This is a genomic window from Alteromonas sp. G4i13 (assembly GCF_054960505.1).
On sequence record NZ_JBHNYX010000004.1, the window covers coordinates 166352 to 182061 of the forward strand.

A 15710-nucleotide genomic window follows, 5' to 3' on the forward strand; every position below is an offset into this window, starting at 1 on the left:
TACGAACAAGCCTGTACGTTATTGTCTGTTACCTGGTTTATGCGTGAATTACCGTAGAAATCCTACATTAGATAGCGCTTAACATGTGTAAGAACAGCATATAAACATATGAAGACTTAGAATAGAGAGTAGCTTTTATTATGACAAACTCAGGCCCTGTAGCACTCATTACCGGGGCAGCAAAGCGAATTGGCGCCGCCATGGCGTGTCAGCTCCATAGCGAAGGCTATCGCGTTATTATCCATTATGGGCACTCTAAAGACGAGGCACTTGCGCTGGCTGAAAAGCTAAATAGTCAGCGGGAGGACTCTGCTACCTGTCTCCAAGCCAACCTTTGTAATTCAGACGAAGTAAGTGCACTTGGGCAGCGAGCATTAGGCATTTGGGGTCAGATAAACGTTTTAGTAAATAATGCTTCTAGTTTTTACCCCACTCCGGTGGGCGAAATTTCAGAAGACGACTGGGTATCTCTGATAGGCAGTAACGTGAAGGGGCCATTGTTTTTGTCACAAACATTGGCCCCCGCATTAGCGGTAAGTAAAGGCTGCATTATCAATATGGTCGACATGCATATTGACCGTCCACTCCCCAAACACAGTGTTTACCTCATTGCTAAATCCGGTCTTGCCTCACTAACCCAATCGTTAGCTATAGACTTAGCCCCCAACGTTCGCGTAAATGGTATTGCGCCAGGAGCAATTTTGTGGCCAGAACGGGAAATGGACGAGGACGAAAAAGACAAACTGATATCGAGTATTCCACTGGGTGAACTAGGTACACCAAATGACATTGCTAAAACATTGTCGTTCTTGGCATCAGCCCCTTACATCACTGGACAAATCATTTATGTCGATGGCGGGCGCGGACTTCATACTGGTGCCTCCGCGTGAATATTTCCCAAGCGAAACCATGGCACCTAAAAGTTTCGCAACTAAGAAACGCTTGCCGCGCTGGTGTCATCAGTGTTGCCATGTTTGCTTTGCTAGGCTGTTTTGGCGGTAGTACCGTAAAGCAAAGCATTGACGATTACGCCGCACGACTCTCGCGTGTACTCGATACGCCCCTCCCCGATTCGTTTAACGATAAGATTACCACCCCGCTTCCCAAACTTGCTGACTCCGCCACGCTTAAACACGCTATTGAGGGCGTGAGTATAAACCTGCGTGAGTTTTATGCGCTGCAAGATTGTGAGCTGGGCACTGTAGTTGCCGAACGCAATACGTCGCTAGGAAAAAGTCAGCTGCCATCACAGCGGCTTGTTTATGAGAGCAAGCTGCTTACTGTACTCAAAAGCTGTGAAGCAGCGCTCACGAAAGAAAACGAGTCTAACAAGAGAAACGCGGCACTGGCAGCAACCATCGCATCGTGGCGTGAACAAAAGACACAAGAATACAGTAAAACGTGGGCAAACCTAGTCCAAGGGAGCCAAGAGTTGCGTCTGGCGCTTAATACACCTGAACGTCTTTTCTCAGTTGAGAATAATAAAGACGCACTTTCTAGCGTAAACGCGCTTTATTATATTAACAACTTAAGTAACAAAGAATTGCTCTTGAGCGATGTGTATTCTTCCAATACAGCATCGAGCGATACAGAAACAGAGGCTACGAATGAAAATAATAGTGAGAAGATTATTGAGAGCAGCGAGCTTGAACAACAGCTAAAAATTATACGCTCAGCCAGGTTACCCGCTACACTTTGGCATACACAACAAACCTTAACGCAAAACCTCTCATTGCTTACGGATATGCTTGAAACCGAGCTTGATGCTGTAAGCTGCCCAGAAGGTCGCGCTAGCGACAAAGCAAAAATATTGCGTAATGTATTCTACCTTTTCTTTATTGAGGAAATACAACCTGTAGGAAGTTTGGTAAATCAATACCATTACAAACTAGCCCCATTATGGGAAGACTGGCTTGCGCAGCCGTCGCTGCACGAGGAATTCAAACGCTACATCAGGCAACAGTCACAAGACGGATTCAACCAATACAGCAGCGTCATGAAAGCGCATGTCAACTTATGGCAAGGATTCCTTGGTAGATGTAATCTATCGCCCGTCGCGCCTGTTTAATAGCGCGACGAGCAAATCCACTAGCCCAGCTTTTGCTAAACATCTCCTCACCTCTGGCTAGCTTTGCCGAAGCACGTTCAATATGTTCGGTTCCCTTCTAGATTTGAAAAAGGGCAAATGACACATTCCAATAATCCTTCACATAACAAATGTTAAAGAATATTTTCTCCTGCTTCCGGATCTCTCGAATTCCGAGCCTGCTCTCGTATCTCATGGGCTTCGGAAGACACATCATCATTGATTTTCGATTCTTGTGGGCGCGTATTTCCAGCCTCTTTTGCACTTGACCTTTCGTTTCGATTTTCTGTGGCTCCACTATTCTCTTCGCTATCCAAGCTTTTTACGTTCTTTTGTTCTGTCGTACTTTCACTTAACTCATTTGCTACGTTTTCTGAAGGGTTAGCGCTTGAAGCGCCTTTTTCGGAAGCATGATAAATATGCATACCCTCAGGGAAAATGCGCTCTCTCGCATCATCAGGCATACTGATATTCGCCTCTAAGAAGGCCTGAGTGATTTTACGCATCAGCACCGACGCCATTTTTAGTACACTCGTTTTCTCTACATCCACCCAAAAATAAACCTTGATGTTGTAGGTCGAGGGGCCTAATTCATCGATAAGAATTTGCGGTTCAGGGTCGATTAACACGTTGTCTTGTGCTGACGTAATTTCTTGCGCCATCTGCTGAGCGTGTTGTATATCAGCATCGTAGCCAACGCCAATAACAAACTGACCACGCATTAGCGGGTTGGCCGTAAGGTTTTTGATTACCCCTTTGTAAATAGTCGCGTTAGGTATTTGAATATGGTTGCCGTCAAAATCCACCAGTGTAGTCGCACGTGCCGTAACTTTCTGAATGATGCCGGTGAAATCGTTGATTTGTACGATATCCCCTATTCTAAAGGGGCGTTGAATAGTAAGCAGTAGGCTTGAAATAAAGTTCTCGGCGATGTCGCGAAAGGCGAAACCAAGAATAAGCCCCACCACACCTGTACCACTCACCACCGCGATTGCAAATCCGGTGAGCCCAGCTAAGAACAAAAATAGATAAATACCGAGTAAAATTAAGACTAAACTGACACTTCTTTGAATGACTGAGCGCAGCAGTGGAGATGTGGTCGTACGGGTTAACGGTTTAACTAAAACCTTGGCAATATGCGGCGCTAAAAGGATAAACGCCGCCATGATAACTAAGCCTAGTGCCAACCCCGGTAATCGATAAACAAAGTTCTCCCAAAGCTGAGAGAGTAGCGACTGTGCACTTGATAAACTGCTTATTGCGCCACCTTCGTCACTTTGTTGAAGCAAAGTTTGTATAAAAGGTTCGCTGTCGGTTTGCGAGAAAGAAAGCCCCGCTCGATTATTTAAAATAGAGGGTTGTAATATTTGTTGCGCACTGAACATCACCTCACTCCTTGGCGTTCATGTGTTTCGGTTTTTAATATAAATAACTACGACGCGATAACTAAATAAGATCCCAGCCCGATGGTAAATAAAAAACTGCCCCATATAGCGTGTTCTATAACCACCACGGGCGTCGAGTTAGTTTGCATATACCTATAACCGAAAATGCCACCGCCAATCCAAGAAATGACTACAGCAATCCAGTTACCGTACACTAAGTGGGCTAGACCAAATAAAAAAGTACTTAAGGCCCACCTTGCATATTTCGAAGGTAGTATTCGCTTGTAACGGTGGAAAAAGTACGTTCGAAAAATGATCTCTTGCGGGATGACCGACACTAACGGATAAATCAATAATGTAGCTACCCACATCCATGGCTGGTTCATAGGCCAATGTAGGAACAATTCCGGTTTAAAAAAGTAAACTACCAGCGCCAGTAAGCTCGCCCAAGGCAAAAATAACCTTAACGTACTTTTTAAATGCGTTCGATAGTCTTCCCAATGCCACAATTTAATGCGTTTAAATTGCTTATCTGCTAACAAGATAGCTAAGCAACAAAGTCCCATAACACCTAAAATAGGCATGAGATAATTTGCAAAATGCTTTATCCAGTAGAGAACGGCAAAGGGAATCACCACAAAGAGCAAGATCAATTCAGACCACAGCTTTGCCACAACTCACCTCTTTCTCTCAATCATGCTAGGTTCGCTGATCTATTCCCCAAACGTTTTTACTAACTAGAATCGATGCTAAACCAACAAGGTAATTACCAACCGATGACACTTTTGTGAATTTTTACGGTTTATGTCTATGAAAGTGTAGTGCCAATTTGCAAAGCATGAGTGATTAATTAAGTGCTACTTTAGCCCTATACTTTACTGCGCATTCGTAACTCTCTATATAGATAAGGTTTTTTAAGAGCAGTGGAAACTTGTAAGCGTTTTTTAGTAATGAGCAACAACGCTTATTATAATGTTCTACTTCAATAGTCGGCTTCGAAAAACCTATTTTGAAGTACGTGAACGCGTTGAATTCAGGTAGTGTTTGTATATCGCACAAAAGTCGTGAAATAATTGCATAAGATGTATAAGGCGATACCAATGACAAAAAATAGCCCTAGCGACGTTTTACAGCAAATTGAAAACCACTATGCCTCTTTGTCCCCTTCGGGCAAGGCTATTGCGCATTATATTCAGCAGAATCCTATCGCAGTATTAAGTCAATCTACGTCTTTAATTGCAGAAATAACGGGGACGTCAAAGGCCACAGTCAGTCGCTTCTTTCGCCAGCTGGGGTTTGACTCGCACCAGCAAGCTAAAGAGGCGCTTGTTCAGCTACGTGAGCAAGGCGTGCCTGTTGTAAGCCCTTCAAGTGGCGTACTTCAGCATGAGAATGATAGTAAGAATTTGGCCAATACATTTGATAGCACTTCCTCAGAGGCGTTGACAGATATTGCTAAATTGCTGGCATCAGCAGGCCAGGTCACCTTGATTGGTTTTAGAAACGCCTACCCCATTGCACTTCATTTTAGGCAGCAGCTCAAACAAATTCGTGCGTCGGTCCGTGTGCTTCCTCAGCCCGGTCAAACACTTAGTGAAGATATTATCGACCTAACCGAAAATGATCTTGTCGTACTTTTTGGTTTTCGTCGTAGAACCCGTCAATTCAAGTTTGTTTTAAATAGCATTAAACACTGTAAAACCGTATTAATTACCGATCCAACGGGCCAAGGATATCGTCACGATGTCGACCACCTGCTCGTTACTCACATTGGCAGTGACTCGCCTTTTGATAGTTACGCGGCTCCAATGAGCCTGGTTGCATCACTGTGTAACCTCACCTACGAAGTATTAGGAAGCCAGGCCGCAGACCGCGTCGACGCGATTACTGACATCTACATTCAAATGGATGAGCTAGAAAGTCCAAAGCGTTAACCCTTCCCACAGAACACTTTTTAAGCAATACTATAAAGAGAGCGGATAGCAGAGAATTGTTATTTTGCAAGCGTAAAGGGAACTAAAGCGCTTAAAAATGGGTATAAGTATTAATTCACAACGCTTATTTTGGGTTTTAATGCATAAAAACGTACCTGTTAATTTAATTTCACTGCTAAAAGCGTGTGGTTGGAGTTGATATGGATAAAACGCAAGTAGTCATGGAAGAAGCTAACGGTGTGCTAGACTTTTGGTTTGGAGAACTCTCCCCAGAGCAATGGTTTAAGGAAGATGCAGCACTAGATAAAACGATCACTTCGCGATTTTCAAAATTGCGTGCAGCAGCCATAAAGGGCGAGTTGTGGCCTTGGCGAGCGACGGCTACCGGTCGTCTTGCCGAAATAATTCTTCTCGATCAATTCTCGCGAAATATTCATCGCAATGACAAAGATGCATTCAGTGCAGACAGCATTGCTTTGGTTCTTGCGCAAGAAGCGGTAAGTGTTGAAGCCGATAAGGTACTTACACCGCAGCAGCGAGCGTTTCTGTATATGCCGTTTATGCATAGTGAATCACTCGCAATCCACGACGTCGCATTGGAACTATTTTCACAAGAAGGCCTTGAAAGAGAATTCTCCTTTGAAAAGCGCCATCAACAGATAATTGAAATGTTTGGCCGCTACCCTCACCGCAACCGAATTTTAGGGCGCGAGTCGACACCAGAAGAAGTTGCATACCTGAAGCAAAACCCCCAAGGCTTTTAGCAACTTATTTAGTGTTCTTTAACGATTTACTCAGCGCTTTACCAATTATGTAACTCACAGAAAATAATGTACGTACTAAAATGCCCAATGAAGTAACGTTCGTTTCTCTTGACTTTTTAATGAAACAGTTGTTTCATTAATCTAAAGACGAATAAAGAAACAATAACGAATAAGTAACGCGCTGTGAGCTCTCCTTTTGTACTGAAGCCCTGTGATGCCAAGTTCACACAGGCAATTAAAAACCTAGAAATCGCATTCAGTCTTGACGGTAGTGTTAAAGATGACGCATTTTCGGCGTCAGGAAAAGCGCTGAATCAGGCAAAAAGTCAAAGTAAATTGCCGCTTAGCGGACTAGGTCTGGCAGTGAAAGATTTGTTTCACATTGAAGGATTGCCAACTGCAGCAGGAAATCCTGATTGGTTAGCCACACACGCGATTCCGAAAAACACAAATCGTTGCGTAGCAAAGATGCTTCAAGCGGGTGCCACGTTCAAAGGCAAAACCATCACTGATGAACTTGCCTACAGTTTACACGGGCAGAATAAGCACTACGAAACACTGGTAAATCCAGTGGCACCAGCTCATATACCTGGTGGTTCTTCGTCAGGTTCAGCGGTGGCCGTTAGCGCGCACCTTGCCGACATAGGGCTTGGCACCGACACCGGCGGCTCTATTCGCGTACCGTCTAGCTATCAAGGGTTATGGGGGCTTCGCACCACGCACGGCGTTGTGGCCTGCGACAACATGGTGGCACTTGCCCCGTCGTTTGATACCGTGGGCTGGATGACACGCGACCTAAACACGCTGACTAAGGTTGCCAATGTCTGCATAGATAGCGCAACACAAAGTGAAATATCAGGTTCGCCTCGATTTGGCATAGCGGCGCATTTATTTGAGCAGGCCGCTCACAAATCGCTGTGCAAAACATGGCTTGCAGCGCTGGCTGATAACAACGACTGTATTGTATTGTCAGAGACACAGCTAGATTTAAAAACCTTACAAACTGCCGCTACCTTTCGTACCTTACAGGGCAATGAAATATGGCAGCAACATGGCGAATGGATTGGATACACTCAACCCGATATCGCCAAAGATATAATGTTGCGCTTGAATTGGTGTAAAACCATAACAACGCAAGAAGTAGAGCAAGCTAAAGCGCAACAATCTGTGGTAATCAATCATTTAAACACGCTGTTTGAAGAAATAGATGTATTGATTGTTCCCACGACACCCGGTGTAGCACCTCGATGTGATGCCGATGAAACAACGCTGGCAAATGATAGAAACGCTCTGCTCGCACTCACGGCGATAGCTGGGCTTGCGGGATTACCCCAACTTCATTTGCCGTTGTTTACCCTACACAACGCCCCATGCGGATTATCGCTAGTGGGCAAAAAAGGCAACGATCTTGCACTTCTCGCGTTAGCAAAAAAGCTGACCACTCGCTAAACGTGTAAAGCGCGCCTGTTTTTTTAAGTTGCACTTAAAAAAAGCATTAGCGCCCTATCGCATTCAAGTTGAAACTAGAAAGCGGAAGTAAGACCTAAGCGCCCGTCATTTTGCCTGATTTGGGCTTAACCTGACTGCGCGGTTGCCGAGTTTTTGAAGGAATTAAAAATGAGTGAAAAACCAACTATAGCGTTTACTGCCCCTCACTTTGCGGCATCGCAAGTGGGCTTAAACATATTAGAAAAAGGCGGCACCGCTATTGAAGCTATGGTAGCTGCTGCAGCATCTATCGCGGTTGAATACCCGCACATGAATGGCATGGGCGGTGATGGATTTTGGCTAATCAGTGAACCTGGTAAAAAGCCTATTGGCATTGATGCATCTGGCGTAGCAGCAAAGGGCGCGACACCTTCTTTCTACGAGGGTAGCGATGCCATACCTAGTCGAGGCGGAAAGTCAGCATTAACCATGGCAGGCGCAGTTGCTGGTTGGCAAGCCGCGCTTGAAATAAGTCACAAATGGCAAAGCGGTTTACCGTTAAGCACATTGTTCGATACGGCGATTAGTCAAGCTAACTGGGGAATTGAAGTTACCCAGAGCTTGGTGGATGCCAGCAACAAAACCTTTGACGAGCTAAGTGCGGATGAAAATTTCGCTCAGTTTTTGATTAAGGGGAAAGCCCTTAAAAAAGGTAAAATTTTAAAGCTAACAAAGCTCTCTGAAACTTTGAAGCATTTAGCAGAAAAAGGGTTAGATGATTTTTACCACGGTGAGTTAGCTTCGCAGCTGGCAGAAGACTTAGAAGCCGCCGGCTCCCCTATTCGCCTTGAAGATTTTAACAATTACAAAGCGACAATTGTTGAGCCATTGTCAGTGTCCACCAGCAAAGGCAAGCTTTATAACTTGCCGGCGCCCACACAAGGTGTAGCGTCGCTCATTATTTTAGCCTTGTACGACAAAGTTCAGCATTTGGGCAGCACCGATGCTGACATGGTGCATTTACTTATTGAATGCACGAAACAAGCCTTCATTGCACGTAACGCGAACGTAACCGACCCGTCTCGTACGCCCGTTAACTTACAAAGCCTGTTAAGTGATGATGTACTTGATGAAATGGTGAAGAACATTTCTTTAGATAAAGCACTTCCTTGGCCCCATGAAGCCAAGCACGGCGATACTATTTGGATGGGTTGCTGCGACTCTGAAGGCCGAATGGTGAGCTATATACAGTCGCTATATTGGGAGTTCGGCTCGGGCGTAGTGAGCCCGCAAACAGGCATTGTGTGGAACAACCGTGGCACTTCGTTTTCACTCGTTCCAAGCAGTAACCAATATTTGGCACCAGGCTTAAAACCATTTCACACACTTAACCCCGCTTTCGCTGAGCTTGTTGACGGTCGACGCATGAGCTACGGCACCATGGGTGGTGAAGGTCAGCCTCAAACCCAAGCGGCGCTGTTTGCTCGTCATGTGTACCACGACCAACCTATCGCCAAGGCTATTTCCCTAGGCCGTTGGCTTCTTGGTAGAACATGGGGCGATCAAAGTCACAACTTAAAAGCAGAGCGAGATTTAGTTGAGTATGTGGGTGAGAGCTTACTGGCACGGGGCCACGATATGGTGACGGTAGATCCTTGCAACGAACTCATGGGTCATGCTGGTGCAATTATTCGCGACACAGAAGGTACAGTTAGCGGCGCAAGCGACCCAAGAAGTGACGGCAAAGCCTACTTTGGACATCGCTAGTTTATTCCCAGTGGCTAAGACGCAGCACTGAAAAATAGTTAAACCAACAAACGTTAAAGAGAAAGAAATCACATGCAGTTTTTAATGGATAACCTAACGGTTATATTATCGCTAGCAGGAACAGGCGTGTTCGCAGGCATACTAGCAGGAATGCTTGGCGTAGGTGGAGGCATTGTTATTGTGCCGGTACTGTTTTTCTTGTTCCAAGCCCTTGGTGTGTCCCCTGAGAGCGCAATGGTAATAGCCACGGCAACGTCTCTGGCAACCATCGTCCCTACTTCAGTAAGCTCTATTCGTGCTCATCACAGTAAGGGCAATGTAGACTTTGCGTTGCTAAAAGCGTGGGCAGTGTTCATTTTAATTGGCGTGCTTGCCGGAAGCTATGCGGTGACGGCTGTTAACCCGACGTTCCTTACCTTACTGTTTGGCATTATTGCAACCTTGTCTGCCATTAATATGCTTATTGGCAAGAAAGACGCGCTATTTAAAGGGCTACCGGGCCGCGCGGGTCAGTCGATTATGGCAACCTGCATTGGCCTATTTAGTTCTATGGTAGGCATTGGTGGCGGTACGTTAACCGTGCCGACTCTCACATTTTGTAACTACCCAGCACACAAAGCGGTGGGTACCGCAGCTGCAGTCGGTTTAATTATTTCGCTTCCAGCGGCACTCACGCTGCTATTTGTTGGTACCACTCCTGTTGACGCTCCCTTCGCTACGTACGGCTATGTAAACTTGCTGGGGTTTGTCTGCATTGTTCCGCTCACCGTGTTATTTGCGCCTGTCGGAGCAAGCATAGCCAACAAGCTAGACGCTGGCTTACTTAAGAAAATCTTCGCCGTTGTTCTCATCATCACTGGCTTGCGCATGCTAGCGCAAGTGCTTATCTAGGAGTGCCCACATGTCTAAAGAAGCTTCTAACAGAACGTTTGCTCCACTATCCCCGCCGCCTCGCTTGCTAATGGGCCCGGGCCCAATTAACTGCTACCCCCGTGTGTTAAGCGCCATGTCTACCCAGTTAGTAGGTCAATATGACCCTGTAATGACTGGCTACATGAACGAGGTGATGCAACTTTACCGCGATGTTTTCAATACGAAAAACCAGCAAACCTTCTTGGTTGACGGTACGTCGCGCGCTGGAATTGAAGCTGTATTGGTATCGGCAATTGAGCCAGGCGATAAAGTCCTCGTACCTATCTTCGGGCGTTTTGGGCATTTGCTTGCTGAAATTGCAGAGCGCGCCGACGCTGAAGTTCACACCATTGAAGTGCCGTGGGGCGAAGTGTTTACGCCTGAACAGATTGAAAAGGCGATAAAAGACGTAAAACCAAAACTGCTTGCCATTGTTCAAGGGGATACGTCCACCACCATGCTGCAACCGCTTGCAGAAATTGGCGCGATTTGTGAAGCAAACGATGTGTTGTTTTACTGCGATGCAACAGCGTCAGTAGGTGGGAACCCGCTAGACGTTGATGCATGGAAATTAGATGCGGTGTCAGTTGGCCTGCAAAAGTGCTTAGGAGGCCCATCAGGCAGTGCTCCTATTACACTAAGCGACAAGTTTGTTAAAACCGTGCGTACCCGTCACCACGTTGAAGCCGGCATTCGCGATGCTCACCATGAAGCCGCGCGTGGCCCTAAAATTCGTTCTAACTACTTCGACTTGCCCATGATCATGGATTATTGGGGCGAGGAGCGACTAAATCACCACACCGAAGCGGCCAGTATGCTCTATTGCGCCCGTGAATGCGCGCGCCTGCATTTAGAAGAAGGCCAGGAGAACGTGATTGCTCGTCACAAAGTAGCGGGCGACGCCATGCTAGCCGGTATTCAGGCCATGGGACTTGAGCCCTTCGGCGACCTGAAACACAAAATGTACAATGTTGTAGGTGTTCATATTCCCGAGGGTGTTCATGGCGAAGAGGTACGCGAAACCTTACTTCTGCGTTTTAACATTGAAATAGGCACTAGTTTTGGTCCGCTAAAAGGAAAAATTTGGCGCATTGGCACTATGGGCTATAACGCCAGAGAAGATGCCGTGTTACATACCCTCCAGTCCCTTGAAACTGTGCTTCGTATGCAAGGGGTTGCGCTACCTGCTGGTAAAGGTGTAGATGCTGCGCTTAGCGTTTATGCTAAGGCTAAAGCGGCGGGAGTCACCAATGGGTGAATTCGCAGAATTTGCTGAATTAGCTACGCAAGTTATGGCAAGGTGCGAAACATTAGGCACCTTAAGCCAGGACCCAGCCTGTTTAGACAGGCGCTATTTGACCGAACAACACAAGCTTGCAAATCAACTAGCCTCAGGGTGGATGATTGAAGCAGGAATGACAACCTGGCAAGACGCCGTTGGCAATATATGGGGGCGCTATACATCAAGCGTGCCCAACGCACCGCGATTAATTCTAGGTAGCCACCTCGATACTGTGCCTAACGGCGGAAAGTACGACGGAATGCTAGGTGTAGTCGCCGCTATTTCGCTGGTCGCTATGTTTGACGGCACGCAAACCAAGTTCCCTTTTCATATCGATATTGTGGGTTTTTGTGATGAAGAAGGTACGCGATTTGGCACCACCCTTTTAGGAAGCCGCGCGCTCACCGGTAAGTGGCAAGAGCAATGGCGTCATTTAAAAGATGAAAATGGCGTGAACTTAGAGCAAGCCATGGCGAACTTCGGTCTTAATTTCGACGCAGTAAACAGTGCCGCTATTTCCCGTACCGATATTTTGGGCTACATAGAGCTTCACATTGAACAAGGCCCTGTTTTAGAACAAGAAAATCTGCCTGTTGGCGTTGTCAGTGCTATTGCAGGTGCAAAACGTTTAAATTTTTCAGTAGAAGGCATGGCGGGTCACGCTGGCACTGTGCCAATGTCTATGCGACGAGATGCGCTGTGCGCAAGTGCAGAGATGCTATTGGCTGTAGAGAGCATTAGCTTGCAGCGTCCGGGCGTTGTAGCCACGGTAGGTAAAATTGAAAATGCGCCAAACGGCGTTAACGTCATTTCTGGTCGCACACGTTTTTCTCTCGATATCAGAAGCGAAGATGATGAATTGCGAGATTCTGTATTGGCAGAAATATTGCAAAAGTTTGATGCCATTGCGCATGCAAGACAAATAACGCTAACACGGGAGCAAACCCACAGCGCGCCCGCGGTACATTGCGATAGCCAGCTAAAAGAAGCACTCGTTCGGGGGGTAGAAGAAAGCGGGATTAAGCCAAGAGTCCTTGCCTCGGGAGCAGGTCATGACGCTATGGCTATTGCTGATATTTGCCCTGTGGCCATGTTGTTCACACGTTGTAAGGGCGGAATAAGTCACCACCCTGCAGAATCTATTACCATTGATGACGTGGCCGCCAGTTTGTCAGTACTTTATAAAACCATTAGCAAGCTCAAGCATACGTAGTGGTCAAATCAGTAAAGTTTTAATGAAGGGTTAATAATGAAAATAACAAGGATTTACAACGATGAAGCAGGCAAAAGTCACTTTGGCGAAGTGGAGATTGCGCTAAAAGACGGCGGTCCTATCGGCATGCTTTCAGAAAAATTTGGAGCCGATAAGATCATTTTTCGCGAAACGCCCGCAGATTATGATTTTAAGTGGCATCCAGCGCCGGCGCGACAACTCCTTTTCATTATTAAAGGGCGTGCTGAATTTACGGTGTCTAACGGTGAACGCCACGTGTTTGGAGCAGGTGACGTACTATTGCTAGAAGACACAGAAGGCGAAGGCCATTGTTCCCGCGCAATGTACAATGAAGTGCGCCACTCAATTTTTGTGACGTTAGATGAAGGCGTAGTCCTATAAAACGACCGTTCGCACTGCTCTGAAAAAATGCGCTAATTTAGCGCATTTTTTTGTTTAGGCACCAAAATGGGGCTTACGAATTGCCTAATTATTTGCTCCTGACCCAAACCCACATAAAAAACACTTTAAAACAACAACTTAAAAACACATTACTAAGCAGACCAATTGGTCAATATCTTGCAACCATAGAGCAACTATTGCTAAGAAAAATTGCTCATGTCATTTGTTGTACGAACCCTGTTCATTTTGTCTTTATCCCTTGTTGGTCTTTATTCCGCCGCAAACCCCTTTCCTACTGAAGAAGACGCAAACAATTGGTTTAAGCAATATACACAGTCATTGACCGACTCACAGACCTATCAACTACTTAAACAGTTTCCAAAAGGCGGTGACTTGCACCATCACTTATCAGGTTCGGCGTACGGCAAATGGTGGTATGAGCTAGCAACTAATCAAGCGCTAAACGGCGGCTATCAGTACTTCACGAAGGTGAATCATAGCGAGTGTGACTCGGCGCCGTTGTTTCATACTATTTCTAACACTACCCACTCAAAACTAACGAAATGTAAACAAAAGCAATATAAAGCATTGAATGCCCTAAGTAACAAAGAGCAAGACGCGTTTATCCATAGTGTTGAACTTGTTAAGCCAGAAGAAGGTCGAGAGGAGTTTTTTGAATTTCACTGGCAGCGCTTAAGCGAGCTTACTCAAAACCCCTATATTACAGCGCAGGTTCTGCTTAGAAACATGCAGCTGTATCAACAAGAAAATGTGCGCTATTTAGAAACGCAAATGAACGTTAGGTTTATGAATCGCGCAGATGGTAGCCGCTTTCCTCCTGCTGAAACACTTAAAGTTATTACAGACATGCTCGATAGCGAAGCAGCTAAAGCTACTGGTGTCACCGTTCGTTTTCAATATGCCTTGGTTCGTTTTACTGACAACATTGAAGCCCAATTAGACTGGATCTTCAAATTCGTAGACGCCAATAGAAAATGGTATGTAGGGATAAATTTGGTTGGCAGGGAGGATGATCCCCGAGGTCAACCCACGCGCTTTTTAGAGCCTATAACGAAACTAAGAGCTCAATATCCAACCATTCGCCTCTCCTTTCATGCAGGTGAATCTGAGCATGCAGATACCAATATTCGCAACACCTTATTGTTAGGCGCAGAGCGAATAGGCCATGGCATTAATCTGCTAAAAGATCCTTCAACGTATTTGCTCATGCGCCATAACCGCTATTTGATTGAAACCAATTTAATTTCAAACCTAAAGTTAGAATACATCGATGATTTGAGCGCTCATCCCTTTCCTCAACTTCTAAGAACCGGTGTACCCACTGCACTTTCAACCGACGACCGAGGGATGTGGGATGCCACACTCACAGATGAATATTACCTGGCATTTACCCAGTTCAATCTAAGCTGGAGTGAGCTAGTTACATTAAGTCAAAACAGTATCAAGTACAGCTTTTTACAAGACGAGAAAAAAGAGCAACTACTTACTGAGCTAAACCGAGATCTAACACAGTTTTTAGCCTTAATAGCGGAAAGCGCTAACCAAATACCTTCTGCAAACAGCAAAGTACAACCTCTTAACAGCAACGTGGAACGCTACAGTGATTTCATCTGCGAGTTTGCCGCCTCGGTCTGCGCCAATGAAGGAAATAACAAGGAAATAACAAGGAAATAACCATGTCTTCAAATCACAGCGAACTACTTTACGATTTAAATGATAGTCCGGCATTTCTTCCTTCACTTACCGCGGCAATTCAGCATTTACTTGCAAGCTTTGTCGGTGTTATTACCCCGACTCTTATTGTTACATCAACACTGGGCCTTACTGAATACACGCCTTATCTTATCAGTATGGCCTTGTTTGTAAGCGGCTTAGGCACGGCAATTCAAACAAAGCGTATAGGCCCGGTAGGCAGTGGATTGGTAGCCATCCAAGGTACCAGTTTTGCGTTTATTAGCGCGTTGATACTGGCAGGAAATCAGGTCAAGGCGGATGGAGGAACACCCGAAGATGTTCTGTCTTTGTTGTTTGGATTAACTATGGCGGGTGCCATGGTCGAAGTGGTGTTCAGTCTATTTGTACATAAACTCAAACGTATCATTACACCATTAACTACAGGAATTGTAATAACCGCTATTGGGCTAAGCTTGATAAACGTAGGCATGACTGATCTTGCGGGCGGCTTTCACGCGGCTGACTTCGCCAGCACAGAAAACTTAGCCGTCGGCCTTGGCGTGTTGCTCATTATTGTTTTCTTGAACGCCTCAACAAACCACTGGCTGCGTTTAAGCGCCATCTTTATTGGTATGGCAATTGGTGCAACCTATGTTGGCATTACAAAAGGATTAGATTTCAGCGGCCTTGCTTCGCTTTCTGTCGTAGCGATCCCCACCCCTTTTGCCTTTGGCATTGCATTTGATATCACTCTCTTTTTACCTATCGCGCTTATCTATTTGTTTAGTGCAATAGAAACGGCCGGCGACTTAACCGCAAATAGCCTTTTCTGTAAGCAGCCT

The 15710-nt window shown here is 45.7% G+C and carries 14 protein-coding genes; 12 read left to right on the forward strand and 2 right to left on the reverse strand.

Translation table 11 applies throughout. The features are described from left to right. The first annotated feature begins 140 nt into the window (after window positions 1–140). Entirely contained in the window at window positions 141–890 is a 750-nt protein-coding gene (locus ACFI6J_RS03200; protein ID WP_131136258.1) for a pteridine reductase, read from the forward strand. Between the two features lie 80 nt (window positions 891–970). Continuing rightward, window positions 971–2068 (forward strand): DUF3080 family protein, encoded by a 1098-nt coding sequence (locus ACFI6J_RS03205; RefSeq protein WP_275444900.1) that lies wholly within the window; start codon window positions 971–973, stop codon window positions 2066–2068. Between the two features lie 152 nt (window positions 2069–2220). On the opposite strand, the gene ACFI6J_RS03210 is transcribed toward ACFI6J_RS03205, so the two are convergent. Together ACFI6J_RS03210 and ACFI6J_RS03215 are read right to left on the reverse strand one after the other, a co-directional pair. Beyond that, a complete protein-coding gene (locus ACFI6J_RS03210; protein ID WP_239246112.1) occupies window positions 2221–3471 on the reverse strand; it encodes a mechanosensitive ion channel family protein in 1251 nt (416 codons plus the stop codon). Window positions 3472–3518: 47 nt separating this feature from the next. Next, window positions 3519–4145, reverse strand: coding sequence for a CPBP family intramembrane glutamic endopeptidase (locus ACFI6J_RS03215; RefSeq protein ID WP_014976215.1), 627 nt, complete (start codon window positions 4143–4145; stop codon window positions 3519–3521). Between the two features lie 426 nt (window positions 4146–4571). Between ACFI6J_RS03215 and ACFI6J_RS03220 the strand changes: the two genes are divergently transcribed. The 10 genes from ACFI6J_RS03220 to ACFI6J_RS03265 form a co-directional block, all read left to right on the forward strand. Next, window positions 4572–5405 carry a MurR/RpiR family transcriptional regulator gene (locus tag ACFI6J_RS03220; protein ID WP_348670658.1) on the forward strand — a complete coding sequence of 278 codons (834 nt, stop codon included), beginning with the start codon at window positions 4572–4574 and terminating at the stop codon, window positions 5403–5405. Window positions 5406–5605: 200 nt separating this feature from the next. Further along, window positions 5606–6169, forward strand: a complete 564-nt coding sequence (locus ACFI6J_RS03225) for a DUF924 family protein (RefSeq protein ID WP_014949092.1) — start codon at window positions 5606–5608, stop codon at window positions 6167–6169. Window positions 6170–6352: 183 nt separating this feature from the next. Continuing rightward, window positions 6353–7618, forward strand: a complete 1266-nt coding sequence (locus ACFI6J_RS03230) for an amidase (RefSeq protein ID WP_348670659.1) — start codon at window positions 6353–6355, stop codon at window positions 7616–7618. A 168-nt stretch (window positions 7619–7786) separates the two neighbouring features. Beyond that, the gene (locus ACFI6J_RS03235) at window positions 7787–9364 is read left to right on the forward strand and encodes a gamma-glutamyltransferase family protein (protein WP_348670660.1); all 1578 of its coding nucleotides are present in this window, start codon (window positions 7787–7789) and stop codon (window positions 9362–9364) included. Window positions 9365–9436: 72 nt separating this feature from the next. After that, on the forward strand, window positions 9437–10255 hold the full coding sequence (locus ACFI6J_RS03240) for a sulfite exporter TauE/SafE family protein (protein WP_014949089.1): 819 nt from the start codon (window positions 9437–9439) through the stop codon (window positions 10253–10255). A 10-nt stretch (window positions 10256–10265) separates the two neighbouring features. Then, window positions 10266–11534, forward strand: a complete 1269-nt coding sequence (locus ACFI6J_RS03245) for an alanine--glyoxylate aminotransferase family protein (RefSeq protein ID WP_348670661.1) — start codon at window positions 10266–10268, stop codon at window positions 11532–11534. Then, window positions 11527–12771, forward strand: coding sequence for an allantoate amidohydrolase (locus ACFI6J_RS03250; protein ID WP_156086228.1), 1245 nt, complete (start codon window positions 11527–11529; stop codon window positions 12769–12771). The genes ACFI6J_RS03245 and ACFI6J_RS03250 overlap by 8 nt, the downstream gene beginning before the upstream one ends. 36 nt (window positions 12772–12807) lie before the next feature. Beyond that, window positions 12808–13173, forward strand: coding sequence for an AraC family ligand binding domain-containing protein (locus ACFI6J_RS03255; protein ID WP_014976207.1), 366 nt, complete (start codon window positions 12808–12810; stop codon window positions 13171–13173). 216 nt (window positions 13174–13389) lie between these two features. After that, window positions 13390–14868: an adenosine deaminase family protein gene (locus ACFI6J_RS03260; protein WP_156086227.1), complete on the forward strand. Its 1479-nt coding sequence runs from the start codon at window positions 13390–13392 to the stop codon at window positions 14866–14868. A 2-nt stretch (window positions 14869–14870) separates the two neighbouring features. Next, window positions 14871–15710 (forward strand): uracil-xanthine permease family protein (locus tag ACFI6J_RS03265; RefSeq protein ID WP_462585698.1); only part of this gene is annotated, 840 nt, incomplete at its 3' end.

What these genes read in the sequence shown, in the direction of transcription:
- ACFI6J_RS03200 (WP_131136258.1), top strand. Translation starts at nt 141, where the DNA reads ATGACAAACTCAGGCCCTGTAGCACTCATTACCGGGGCAGCAAAGCGA.
- ACFI6J_RS03205 (WP_275444900.1), top strand. Translation starts at nt 971, where the DNA reads ATGTTTGCTTTGCTAGGCTGTTTTGGCGGTAGTACCGTAAAGCAAAGC.
- ACFI6J_RS03210 (WP_239246112.1), bottom strand. Translation starts at nt 3,471, where the DNA reads ATGTTCAGTGCGCAACAAATATTACAACCCTCTATTTTAAATAATCGA.
- ACFI6J_RS03220 (WP_348670658.1), top strand. Translation starts at nt 4,572, where the DNA reads ATGACAAAAAATAGCCCTAGCGACGTTTTACAGCAAATTGAAAACCAC.
- ACFI6J_RS03225 (WP_014949092.1), top strand. Translation starts at nt 5,606, where the DNA reads ATGGATAAAACGCAAGTAGTCATGGAAGAAGCTAACGGTGTGCTAGAC.
- ACFI6J_RS03235 (WP_348670660.1), top strand. Translation starts at nt 7,787, where the DNA reads ATGAGTGAAAAACCAACTATAGCGTTTACTGCCCCTCACTTTGCGGCA.
- ACFI6J_RS03240 (WP_014949089.1), top strand. Translation starts at nt 9,437, where the DNA reads ATGCAGTTTTTAATGGATAACCTAACGGTTATATTATCGCTAGCAGGA.
- ACFI6J_RS03245 (WP_348670661.1), top strand. Translation starts at nt 10,266, where the DNA reads ATGTCTAAAGAAGCTTCTAACAGAACGTTTGCTCCACTATCCCCGCCG.
- ACFI6J_RS03250 (WP_156086228.1), top strand. Translation starts at nt 11,527, where the DNA reads ATGGGTGAATTCGCAGAATTTGCTGAATTAGCTACGCAAGTTATGGCA.
- ACFI6J_RS03255 (WP_014976207.1), top strand. Translation starts at nt 12,808, where the DNA reads ATGAAAATAACAAGGATTTACAACGATGAAGCAGGCAAAAGTCACTTT.
- ACFI6J_RS03260 (WP_156086227.1), top strand. Translation starts at nt 13,390, where the DNA reads ATGTCATTTGTTGTACGAACCCTGTTCATTTTGTCTTTATCCCTTGTT.